This is a genomic window from Tateyamaria sp. LSS28, from assembly GCF_059611725.1.
On the sequence record NZ_JCAPFI010000007.1, the window covers coordinates 207,846 to 220,271 of the forward strand.

Sequence of the window (12,426 nt, forward strand, 5' to 3'; positions counted from 1 at the left end):
GTCTGCGAAGCGTGGTTTTGAAGCGTCCGCAAAGAGCCCAGAATTATAAGGTCATCGCTCCCAGTTGAAGCATCTGCATTCGGCAACTCCCCAGCCCAAAGCGGACATTGGTTCAGAAATGCAAGACAGCACACATAGCAATTAACTCCGGCCTTGGAGCAGGAGGCAAGATGATGCAAAAGGTTCGGGCGTTTTGATTCTAAGAGCGCAAGGGCAGCGAGAAAACATGGTAGAAAGTACAAATATCAACGCGGAAATCAATCTTCTTATTGGCAAGTTGACGGAACGATTGAGCGTTGTCTTGTCGGACCCTTTGCGCGAGCAAACTAGAAAATCTCGGAAGAACCTTTTGGTTCTTTGCGCAATTTTGACCGCTGTTGCATACGGCAACGTTATTCCAAAAGAGATTGCAGCCTTGGGAGTGAAATTGGACGCTCCCAGTCAGACCAACTTGTTGATTTCTGGCGGAGCAATAGTATCGTTCATCTTGCTTTCGTTCTTGATATGTGCTGCGAGTGATTTTCAGAGAGCAATGGTCGATTTTCGCGCATACCAAGGTGACTACAAAACACTTAAATCGCAGGCCGCGGACTGGTACAAGGAGCAACTTGCCTCCCGGAAACGTAGCTGGGACTTGACCATTAGGGCTCGATTGGCCTGGGAGTTTTTAGCTCCCATCGGTGTTTATCTGGTAACTATGTACTGTTTGGTAGCCGCGACGCTCGGGCTTTAGAGCCACAATATCAGCCCAAAGCGGTCATTGGTACCTGTCGACCCATTCAAGGTTAATACTCAATTCGCGCAACATAGACGTGGTCAAACACGGAGCCAGTCCACCTAAATGCTGTTTACCACTCCCTTATGTATTTATCGCAATGGTACTCTGCGCCTTCGTAGATGAACGCCTGTGCCTTAACCCATTTTTCGTCACCTTGGAGTTTTTCGCCTTGCTCATTGAGCAACAGGAAATGATATTCGAAGATCGCCTCTCCATTCTCGTTCAGTTTTTTCTTGCCTGCTATGAATTGACGAAAGGAGCCGTTTCTGGCCTTGAAGCCCGCACTCAGGTAGAACTTCCCGGTTTCAGGAAAAATCATATCTTCCGGGACGAAGCGAAAATGATCAGGATACCATTTGTTCCTGTTTGGGAGTTGCACCGGTACCTCCAATGTACAGATGTTCCTTATCGGAGTGCTTTTCATTGGGAACCCTGGCGGGGACGGCGACACTTCCCAAAACCGGACCGGAAGTGCTTCCCCTTCTAGCGGCCACCAAAACTCTTGGAAATCGACGGACAAGTCAAATATGGGGTACTTGCCCTGATATCTTGACAGCGCAAAGCCTCCACTCGTCATATTCAGACAAGGGACAGAGTCCCCTCCGCTTAACCACGCGAGTTGTTCGTCTGCCATTTCGTCCGCGCGTTTTTGCGACAAAGACGATAGAAAAAAGCCTATTGTCACAATCCCAAGCACGGCCTCCCCAGCAGCAAGCAGTCGTACCGGGACTGTTAGGGGTTGGATGTCACCATAGCCAAGCGTGGTGATAGTCACGGCACTGAAATACAGGGCGTCGACTACGGACAGGCATTCAGTATCAAAACCCTGTAGCAGCCAGAAGACGGCTGCAAATCCTGGAATGAACAAAACATAAGCCCAACCATAGAATGACGGGTTTCGATTGGCGACCAGCCGCCACAGAAAGAGGTACGGTTTCACTACCTAAGTCTCTTGAACATGCCTATCCTACTCGCAGCGAATTTTGCGATTATCAACGCTTTAGTTGCAAGCATCCAATTCGCACTTTGCAAAGTCGGCTTTCTGCGCTTTACGCTAATTGTCCAAGCTAAATGCTGCGCTTTCGCTAAAGGCAGCTTTAGTCCGCAAAGTGGTCATCAGGATCGTTATGCGCTTCTTTGGTCAACCGTGAAGGCAGTCTATCCATATGAAGCCACGTCCCTATGCCAGCCAAAGATTCTGCGTATACTCTCTGCAGACCACCCCATAGTGGTCCAAAAAGGGGATACGGATGACGCACTCACTGGAACACCCATTCGGCACGCAGGCGGCAGAGTTCGGTTTGGACAAGCTTGAGACCGGAACACTTGTCGAAGCACTGGACAGTGCGGCAGAAACCTATGCCGCAAAACCGGCACTCACCACCATCCTGCCCACCGGGGCAGAGACCACCGCTACCTACGCTCAGATCAAGGACCATGCGGAGGCGTTTGCTGTCTATCTGCGGGAAGAGTTGGGTTTGTCGAGCGGGGACACCGTGGCGATCATGTCGCCCAACTGTATTGGTTTCTGTGTTGCATCACTTGGCGTCGTGAAGGCGGGGTGCGTGGGCACCAATGTGAACCCGCTCTACACACCGCACGAGCTTGAACATCAGCTGACCCACAGCAAGGCCAAGGCCATCGTCATCATCGATCTCTTTGGCAACAAGCTGGACGAGGTGGTGGCGCGCACGAGCGTGGAGCATGTCATCACTCTGTCCGTTGTCGATTTCTTTCCGACGCTCAAGAAAACCCTGCTGAAATTCGTGCTGAAGCGGGTGCGCAAGGTGGTCCCGGCCATGACCACCTCGGCAGTGTCTTTGACCAAGGCGCTGGCCAAAGGCAGGGCGCGGATGTCTTCCGCAGATGTGTCGGCCTACACCCGAGATGTCACCCCAGCCTCACCCGCCCTTTATCAATACACCAGCGGTACGACGGGCCGGAGCAAAGGCGCGGTCCTGTCCCATCAGGCGATCCTGTCCAACGCCGAACAGGGGCGGCTGATGACAACCGGTATTTTGCAGGAGGGAAATGAGGTCGCGCTGGTTGCTCTACCCCTCTATCACATCACTGCGTTCAGCTTGATATTTGTCTCAGGCATGACAGTGGGTGCGCATGGCATTCTGGCCCCCAGCCCGCGCCCACCCTCGAACCTCAAGGCGGCGTTCGAGAAGTACCGGATCACCTGGTTCACCGGGATCAACACACTGTTTGCGGCGCTGATGGCGGAACCCTGGTTTGACCGGTCCCTGTTCTCCGCCATCCGGTTCTGCGGCTCTGGCGGCGCGGCGCAGCAGACCGGGGTTGCGCAGAAGTGGCAGGAGATGACCGGGGTCGAGATCCTGCAAGGTTATGGCATGACCGAAGTGTCGGGCATCCTGACCTTCAACCCGCCGGGATCAAACCGGCTTGGGATGGTGGGGGTGCCGGCCCCCGGCGCGCAGATCCGGATTGTGGATGACGCGGGCAACGATGTCCCCGCCGGGACACCGGGCGAAGTGATCGCGCGGAGCCCGGGCATGATGGACGGATACCTCGACAATCCGCAAGCCACGGCCGAGACGATCCAGGACGGGTGGTATTACTCGGGTGATATCGGGGTTTTGGATGACGACGGATACCTGGAGATCGTGGACCGCAAGAAGGACATGATCCTTGTGTCGGGCTTCAACGTGTCCCCGAACGAGATCGAGGACGCCATCTCGACCGTGCCGGGGGTGGTGCAAGTCGGGGTTATCGGGATCGAGGACGACAAGACGGCCGAAGCCCCTGCTGCCTTCGTGGTACGGTCAGATGAGACGTTGAGCGAAGAGGATATTCTGGAGGCCTGCCGGGCGCGGTTGACCAACTACAAGGTGCCCAAGGTGGTGCGCTTTGTGGATGACGTGCCGGTGACGCTGTCGGGCAAGGTGCTGCGGCGGCAGTTGCGCGAGGATTATGCGGGCTGACATGAGCGCAACAGGGATGTGTCCCCGCGGGGACACGCTGTTCGGTGCGGCCACGATGTTTTCATCGATCTGTGAAAGACGCGCGAGGTCAGAGGGTTAGGCCTGCGCCCGGTGCGTTTTGGGGATTTTAACGAGTTGGAACGTAGCCTGCCCCTCGAAAGGGGGCGGTTTTCTGGATCAACAAAAGGGCCCACCCCTGGGACGTCAAACTCTTGCCATGCTGGACCTTTATACATCCGCGAAACCAGCGGGGGCACATGAGAAAAGCACGGCACATCTTGGGACCGTTGATCGCGGTCTTGGCAACCGGCGGGCCGTCCCAGACGTGGGCCGAAGAGACGTTCAGCCATGCCGAGATCGCAGCGCAGCATTGTCCGGCAGAATGGTCGGCGCTTGCAACATTGCAGCCAGACGCGTGGGCGGCGTTCGGAACGGTTGAAGATGACCCCGATGTCGATTCTGCCCACATTGCAGCGTTCAACAAGTACACGGCGGCGGCTATAGCGCTTGCCGACTACTTTGGGTCCTTCATCGGGCTGCCGAATGCCGTTGCGCAAGACCCGGCTTCTTTTGACGTGACACGCGCAAGATTTGCTTTGACGCAGTGCCTGATGCCAACGGTGTACGACCGTGGGGTGGTCATGGCGTTTTCGCGGCTCAAGGAACCTGGAATGCCGGATGATGTGTTAGAGAAGGCGTTGTTCGAGGGTTTTGATTTGTACAAGTGTATGCGCGTGCCGGAGGCGAGCATGCAGGTTTTCACACTTGATCCGATGAGCGCGTCATTTGCTGGAGACTATGAAGCGATCATGTTGGCAGTGATGGAGCCGTGTACCTAGCACTGGCAGTGTGCCAGCCGGTGGATGGTGAGACAGAGATTGTTGCCCGGTGGGACTGGTCTCGGGGTGCGTGTCATTGCAGCGCTATTCGCTTTCTTCAAAGTGAAGTGGTGGTGTTGGCAGTCCGAAGCGAACTTCGATCACAACCCTCTGTGCTCAGCGGCGCAGACTTTGCCGAGGTACGTTTAGAGTTATAGAAAGTGTGTGTGTTTGGTTATTTTCGCTCGACAAACAATCGATGAGCCGCTCTATTTCTGGCATAAAATGAATGTATTTTCTTGAACGTAAAAATAGTAAAGAATCCCAAATGAAAAGAATCGAAGATTTACTGTCTCTGCCGCCGCATCTCGTCAACGGTATCAAGCATGTTTTTGGCCCTAGGCGCCCATTCGGCCCTTCTAGTGCCCATGGTTTTAGGGAACATCCAAAAGTCAGCGAACTGGTTTTTACAACCGAAAATCAGGTTTGGAAGGAATACTTGAATCACCCCCGCATCATCGTCGGGCGTAAGGGGTCAGGTAAGAGCTCGATTTTGCGTCAGACAGAACAATCTGACGCCTATGGAATAGTCCATCGTGTCTCTACATCAGATCTTCTGCTGCAATGCATTGACACGCTTTTTGATGGCCCGTCCGACTATCACTTGGTCCCAGCAGAACAGTCTGGGAAAGTTTGGGGTCAGATGTTAAATACAGCGCTAATGGCCCAAGTCCTTAAGGAAGACACGGTTTACCGTTTCACCCGGATTGAGCGTTACTTCGAGGTAAGTGGACTCACCAATGATGCGAAAGGTCGAAACATCTATGGTATGTTGCGCAATGTTTCCGCAGGAAATGGCGACATCTTTGCAACTTTACTTAACACGGTAATCACCGGTATCCTACACTTTCGAGGGGAAAGCGGACTCGAATACCAGTCAGCCTTGTCGGAGTTGGATGAGTACCTTTCCGAGCGAAACTTGAAAACTGTGATAATTCTCGATTCAGTTGAACAGTATCCGCTTCAAGATCATCAGTTTTCAACAGCACTTACGGGCTTGCTTCGGTGCGCCGGGGCTTATGGGGGCCAATTCCGTGACCTCAGAATTGGTATTCCTGCTGAATTGTACCATGACCTGGAGGACGAATCTTCAAACATAATGAAGGACTTCGAAAACGCTATCGTCCTGCACTGGCTGCCGATGGAACTGCTGCGTCTAATTGCGTGGCGATACCTTGTGAGCTTGACTGCATATGATCCAAACCGACTAGAACAGTTCTGCAGTTTAGATCTATCTGATCGTGCGGACGTCCACCGTGTCCTAGATGACTTTTTACCGCGTGAAATCCACAACAGGCGAGGAGACATCGAGTCCAGCAGTGCATACATATTGCGTCATACACAGTTGCTTCCGAGGCAAATCATCAAGATATTCAACGAGGCGTTTTCAACTCAGCGCCCCAATATGCCTCGTGCATATGACACCATCGTAAGCGCAGTTGCCAATTCGGTGCAGATTTGGGAGCCAAAGTTTTGCAAAGAGATCTACGGCGCGTTTCGTTCTAAATATCCATACGTCAGTGACCTTTGTGCCGTCTGCCTGCCTACGCTACCTCGTTTCTTCGACGAAAAGCAGTTCGAAAAAGTTTATAGGGAGCGAGGCAAGCGTGTGATTCAGGAACACTCGCATGTCGGCGATGTAAGCTTTCGAGACTTCCGTCAGGCACTATTCGAGATTGGTGCTGTCGGACGTGTCCGCGATCGTACCGCTGTGTATGCAGATGCAGAATTCGAGTATGCACTGAACGGTCGGCTGTACGCTTCAACGCTAGATGAACTCTGCCTCCACCCCGCGTTCTCAGGTACGTACGAAACTGATGCCAACCGTACCTCAAATCTTTTTGTGTATCCGCACATGTCTCTCTATGACGGCGACGAGATGAGGCGCCTGCGTATTTGAATAGTGCACAAAAAGCGTTTGTTGTTTGAACTATTGCGAATACTACTACTCTTTATTCTACAATTATTTTGCTGTCTCATACAGTAACCGTCCAAGCATGTTGCTGCATTCCTCAATGCCGGGTTTGGAGCCGTCATCAGTCGAGACATTGCAAAGCTTGCTTCCTTTGCGCTGAGCCTGCTTCCACCCAGCCACACCCTGCCCAAACCGCCCCAAACACCCTTACCCCCTTGGCATTCCGGCCCAAACCGACTAACCAACCTGCGAGGGCTTCCGTGTGATTCGGCAAGCCCTCATTTCGTCCGAGACGGTGGGTGACTGGGATTTGCCAGTCATAATTCCTGCCCGAGGCGGGAACAGGCCACGTTAAGCTCAGATGCTCTGTCGAGCCTCGGGCGGCTTTGGACCCGTGTATTTCGAGGACCAAACCGCCGGAGTGATCCGGTGCAAACTGAGCCGGGGACCATCAAGGCCCCCAAATTTGGAGAAAGCTGTGGATAGAGCCCAGAAAGAGAAAGTGGTCGAGGAACTCGGCCAGATCTTTGAAAGCTCTGGCGTCGTCGTGGTTGCCCACTACGCCGGTCTGACAGTTGCCGAAATGCAGGACCTGCGCGCACGTGCCCGTGACGCGGAGGCTTCTGTTCGGGTTGCAAAAAACAGGCTCGCCAAGATCGCCCTGGATGGGAAGCCATGCGAAAGCATCGGTGATTACCTGACGGGCATGACCGTTCTGACCTTTTCCGAAGACCCCGTGGCCGCAGCCAAGGTGTCCGAGGACTTTGCCAAGGAAAACGACAAGTTCGTGATCCTGGGCGGGGCCATGGGTGAGAACGCGTTGGACCGGGCCGGTGTGACGGCTGTGTCGAAGATGCCTTCGCGCGAGGAGCTTATCAGCACCATCGCGGGCATGCTTGGCGCACCTGCATCGAACATCGCCGGGGCTATTGGCGCACCTGCAAGCAACATCGCCTCCGTTCTCTCGACCATCGAGGAAAAGGCGGCCTAAGGCATTGTCTGATTGGCGTGCGGACATCGCGCACGTTGGAACACACTGTAAACGGAAAGAGCTGATAAAATGGCTGATCTGAAGAAACTGGCAGAAGAGATCGTTGGTCTGACCCTGCTGGAAGCACAAGAACTGAAAACCATCCTCAAGGACGAGTACGGCATCGAGCCCGCCGCTGGCGGCGCTGTGATGATGGCTGGTCCTGCTGACGGCGCTGGCGCTGCAGCTGAGGAAGAAAAGTCGGAATTCGACGTCGTCCTGAAAAACGCTGGCGCCTCCAAGATCAACGTGATCAAGGAAGTCCGCGGCATCACAGGCCTGGGCCTGAAAGAAGCCAAGGACCTGGTCGAAGCCGGTGGCAAGATCAAAGAAGGCTGCGGCAAAGACGAAGCCGAAGAGATCAAAGGCAAGCTGGAAGCAGCTGGCGCCGAGGTCGAACTGGCCTAAGTCCCGCTGGGACGGGGGCGCCTTTGTGCATCAAGGGCGACAGGGGTTCTTGCCGAATTCCACGCCCCCACTTGAAAACGATGGGCTGGATGCGCATATCGCGCGTCCGGCCCGACCCGTCTTGGTAAGGGCTTTCCTGAAAAGTCTTTTCCAAGATGCGGTTTGAAAGGTCGGGAGGCCGCCGGTGGGACGGTGGCCATGAATTGACCTGAAACCCATCGTCTCACGGGTGCAGCGTGCCGGGGCCCGACGGCATTGCAGTGTCCAGAGAAACGCTGAAAGGTGACACCAGTATGGCGCAAACGTTCCTTGGCCAGAAACGTCTTCGTAAATATTATGGCAAAATCCGTGAAGTTTTGGATATGCCCAACCTCATCGAGGTTCAAAAGTCCTCCTACGACCTGTTCCTGAACTCCGGTGATGAGCCCACGCCCATGGACGGCGAAGGCATCATGGGTGTGTTCCAGTCGGTCTTCCCCATCAAGGACTTTAACGAAACCTCCGTCCTGGAATACGTCAAGTACGAGCTGGAAAAGCCCAAATATGACGTTGAAGAATGTCAGCAGCGCGACATGACCTACTCGGCCCCGCTGAAGGTCACCCTGCGTCTGATCGTGTTTGATATCGATGAAGACACCGGCGCGAAGTCCGTCAAGGACATCAAGGAACAGGACGTGTTCATGGGCGATATGCCTTTGATGACACCGAACGGGACGTTCATCGTGAACGGCACCGAGCGTGTGATCGTGTCCCAGATGCACCGGTCGCCCGGTGTGTTCTTTGACCATGACAAGGGCAAGACACACTCGTCTGGTAAACTGCTGTTCGCCTGCCGCATCATTCCCTATCGCGGCAGCTGGCTGGACTTCGAGTTCGACGCCAAGGACATCGTGTTTGCCCGGATCGACCGTCGCCGCAAACTGCCGGTGACCACGCTCCTGTACGCTCTTGGTCTCGACCAAGAAGCGATCATGGACGCCTACTACAACACCGTCAGCTACAAGCTTAAGAAGAACAAAGGCTGGGTCACGCCGTTCTTCCCCGAGCGTGTGCGCGGCACCCGTCCGACATACGATCTGGTTGATGCGAAAACCGGTGAAGTGATTGCCGAATCGGGCAAGAAAATCACGCCACGCGCCGTCAAGAAGCTGATCGACGAGGGCAATGTCACCGAGTTGCTGGTGCCTTACGAGCACATCGTCGGCAAATTCGTCGCCAAGGACATCATCAACGAAGAAAACGGCGCGATCTATGTCGAAGCCGGTGATGAGCTGACCCTTGAATATGACAAGGATGGCGATCTGATCGGCGGTACGGTCAAGGAACTGGTGGATGCGGGCATCACCGACATTCCGGTTCTGGACATCGATAACGTCAATGTCGGTCCGTACATGCGCAACACCATGGCGCAGGACAAGAACATGAACCGCGAAACCGCGCTCATGGACATTTACCGCGTCATGCGCCCGGGCGAGCCGCCCACCGTTGATGCGGCAAGCGCCCTGTTCGACACGCTGTTCTTCGATAGCGAACGCTATGACCTGTCCGCTGTTGGCCGGGTTAAGATGAACATGCGTCTGGCCTTGGATGCCGAAGACACGCAGCGCACGTTGCGCCGCGAAGACATCGTGGCCTGCATCAAGGCACTTGTGGAACTGCGCGATGGCAAGGGCGATATCGACGATATCGACCACCTCGGCAACCGTCGTGTGCGTTCTGTTGGTGAGCTGATGGAGAACCAGTACCGCGTGGGTCTGCTGCGTATGGAGCGTGCGATCAAGGAACGGATGTCTTCCGTCGAGATCGATACCGTCATGCCGCAAGACCTGATCAACGCGAAACCGGCTGCTGCCGCTGTGCGCGAGTTCTTTGGTTCGTCTCAGCTGTCGCAGTTCATGGACCAAACCAACCCGCTGTCCGAAGTGACGCACAAACGTCGCCTGTCGGCGCTTGGGCCAGGTGGTTTGACCCGTGAGCGTGCGGGCTTTGAGGTGCGCGACGTGCACCCGACCCACTATGGTCGGATGTGCCCGATTGAAACGCCGGAAGGGCCGAACATTGGTCTGATCAACAGCCTCGCCACCTTTGCCCGCGTGAACAAGTATGGCTTCATCGAAACGCCTTACCGCGTGGTGAGCGACGGTCAGGTGACGGACGAAGTGCACTACATGTCCGCCACCGAAGAGATGCGGCACACCGTTGCACAGGCCAACGCTTCACTGGATGCCGAAGGTCGATTCAACAACGAGATGGTGAACACCCGTCAATCCGGGGACTACACGCTGGCGCCCGTGGATCAGGTGGACCTGATCGACGTGTCGCCAAAGCAGTTGGTCTCGGTCGCGGCCTCGCTGATCCCGTTCCTTGAGAACGACGACGCCAACCGCGCCCTGATGGGGTCGAACATGCAACGTCAGGCGGTTCCGCTTCTGCAAGCCGAGGCGCCGCTGGTCGGCACCGGTATCGAAGAAGTTGTGGCGCGCGATTCTGGTGCAGCCATCATGGCGAAACGTGCTGGTATCATCGACCAAGTGGATGCCACCCGGATCGTGATCCGTGCCACGCACGACCTTGAGCTGGGCGACGCGGGCGTGGACATCTACCGCATGCGCAAGTTCCAGCGCTCGAACCAGAACACCTGCATCAACCAGCGCCCGCTGGTGAAGGTGGGTGATACGGTTCAGAAGGGCGAAGTGATTGCCGATGGTCCGTCCACCGATATGGGTGAACTGGCGCTGGGCAAGAACGTGGTTGTCGCATTCATGCCTTGGAACGGCTATAACTACGAAGACTCGATCCTGATCTCGGAACGTGTGTCGCGCGATGACGTCTTTACCTCGATCCACATCGAGGAATTCGAAGTCGCCGCCCGTGACACGAAGCTGGGGCCGGAAGAGATCACCCGCGATATCCCGAATGTCGGTGAGGAAGCCCTGCGCAACCTCGACGAAGCGGGCATCGTGTATATCGGTGCGGACGTTGAGCCGGGCGATATCCTGGTGGGCAAGATCACACCGAAGGGCGAAAGCCCGATGACGCCGGAAGAGAAGCTTCTGCGCGCCATCTTTGGTGAGAAAGCCTCGGACGTGCGCGACACGTCGCTGCGTGTGAAGCCGGGTGATTTCGGCACGGTCGTTGAGGTGCGCGTCTTTAACCGCCACGGTGTGGAGAAAGACGAACGTGCCTTGCAGATCGAGCGTGAGGAAGTTGAACGCCTTGCCCGTGACCGCGACGACGAGCTGACCATTCTGGACCGCAACATCTATGCCCGTCTGGGCGATATGCTGTTGGGCAAAGAGATCGCCAAGGGGCCGAAAGGCGTCAAGGCAGGCTCGAACGTCGATGCGGACCTGCTGGAAGCCTTCCCGCGGTCTGTATGGTGGCAGATTGCCCTGAAGGACGAGCAATCGGCGCAAGTGGTCGAGGCCCTGAACGAGCAATACGAGGCGCAGAAGCGTGCCCTGGATGCCCGTTTTGAAGACAAGGTCGAGAAGGTGCGCCGTGGTGACGATCTGCCCCCGGGCGTGATGAAGATGGTCAAAGTGTTCGTGGCGGTGAAGCGCAAGCTGCAACCGGGCGACAAGATGGCTGGTCGTCACGGCAACAAGGGTGTGATTTCGAAAGTGGTGCCGATGGAGGACATGCCGTTCCTCGCGGATGGTACGCCGGTTGATTTCTGTCTGAACCCGCTGGGTGTGCCGTCGCGTATGAACGTCGGTCAGATCCTTGAGACACACATGGGCTGGGCCGCACGCGGTCTGGGTGTGAACGTGGACGAGGCGCTGCAAGAGTACCGTCGTTCGGGTGATCTGACGCCGGTGCGTGAAGCGATGCAACTCGCCTATGGTGGTGATGTTTACGAAGAGGGCATCTCGGGCATGGACGAAGAGCGGATGGTCGAAGCGGCTGGTAATGTCACACGCGGTGTTCCGATCGCCACGCCCGTCTTTGACGGTGCGAAAGAGGCGGACGTGAACGACGCGCTGGAGCGTGCCGGCTTCTCGACCTCCGGTCAGTCGGTGCTGTTTGATGGTCGTACAGGTGAGCAGTTTGCCCGCCCTGTGACCGTCGGCATCAAGTACCTGCTGAAGCTGCACCACCTTGTGGACGACAAGATCCACGCCCGTTCGACCGGTCCGTACTCCCTCGTCACGCAGCAGCCGCTGGGTGGTAAGGCGCAGTTCGGTGGTCAGCGCTTTGGTGAGATGGAGGTCTGGGCTCTGGAAGCTTATGGTGCCGCCTACACCCTGCAAGAGATGCTGACGGTGAAATCGGATGACGTGGCAGGCCGGACCAAGGTCTATGAGAGCATCGTCAAGGGCGAGGACAACTTCGAAGCCGGCGTGCCGGAATCGTTCAACGTTCTGGTCAAAGAGGTCCGCGGTCTGGGCCTCAACATGGAACTCCTGGATGCGGAGGAAGATGAATAGCGGCGCAATCGTAAGGCGGGGTTAACCCCGCCCTACAGC

At 55.8% G+C, this 12,426-nt stretch carries 8 protein-coding genes; 7 read left to right on the forward strand and 1 reads right to left on the reverse strand.

Annotation, left to right across the window (positions count from 1 at the left end; genetic code table 11):
- The first annotated feature begins 226 nt into the window (after positions 1-226).
- Positions 227-733, forward strand: a complete 507-nt coding sequence (locus tag AC53L6_RS20765) for a hypothetical protein (protein ID WP_496909220.1) — start codon at positions 227-229, stop codon at positions 731-733.
- Between the two features lie 115 nt (positions 734-848).
- On the opposite strand, the gene AC53L6_RS20770 is transcribed toward AC53L6_RS20765, so the two are convergent.
- Entirely contained in the window at positions 849-1,718 is an 870-nt protein-coding gene (locus AC53L6_RS20770; protein ID WP_496909221.1) for a potassium channel family protein, read from the reverse strand.
- A 310-nt stretch (positions 1,719-2,028) separates the two neighbouring features.
- On the opposite strand from AC53L6_RS20770, the gene AC53L6_RS20775 reads away from it, so the two are divergent.
- The 6 genes from AC53L6_RS20775 (at position 2,029) to rpoB (ending at position 12,387) form a co-directional block, all read left to right on the forward strand.
- The gene (locus AC53L6_RS20775; RefSeq protein WP_496909222.1) at positions 2,029-3,726 is read left to right on the forward strand and encodes an AMP-binding protein; all 1,698 of its coding nucleotides are present in this window, start codon (positions 2,029-2,031) and stop codon (positions 3,724-3,726) included.
- 257 nt (positions 3,727-3,983) lie between these two features.
- Complete coding sequence (locus AC53L6_RS20780) at positions 3,984-4,565, forward strand: hypothetical protein (protein ID WP_496909223.1); 582 nt, start codon at positions 3,984-3,986, stop codon at positions 4,563-4,565.
- A gap of 268 nt (positions 4,566-4,833) precedes the next feature.
- Positions 4,834-6,504, forward strand: coding sequence for a P-loop ATPase, Sll1717 family (locus tag AC53L6_RS20785; protein WP_496909224.1), 1,671 nt, complete (start codon positions 4,834-4,836; stop codon positions 6,502-6,504).
- 493 nt (positions 6,505-6,997) lie between these two features.
- Positions 6,998-7,510 (forward strand): 50S ribosomal protein L10, encoded by a 513-nt coding sequence (rplJ, locus tag AC53L6_RS20790; protein WP_299211411.1) that lies wholly within the window; start codon positions 6,998-7,000, stop codon positions 7,508-7,510.
- Between the two features lie 69 nt (positions 7,511-7,579).
- Positions 7,580-7,957, forward strand: a complete 378-nt coding sequence (gene rplL / locus AC53L6_RS20795) for a 50S ribosomal protein L7/L12 (protein ID WP_299211414.1) — start codon at positions 7,580-7,582, stop codon at positions 7,955-7,957.
- A gap of 293 nt (positions 7,958-8,250) precedes the next feature.
- Positions 8,251-12,387, forward strand: coding sequence for a DNA-directed RNA polymerase subunit beta (gene rpoB, locus AC53L6_RS20800; protein ID WP_496909225.1), 4,137 nt, complete (start codon positions 8,251-8,253; stop codon positions 12,385-12,387).
- The last annotated feature ends 39 nt before the right edge of the window (positions 12,388-12,426 follow it).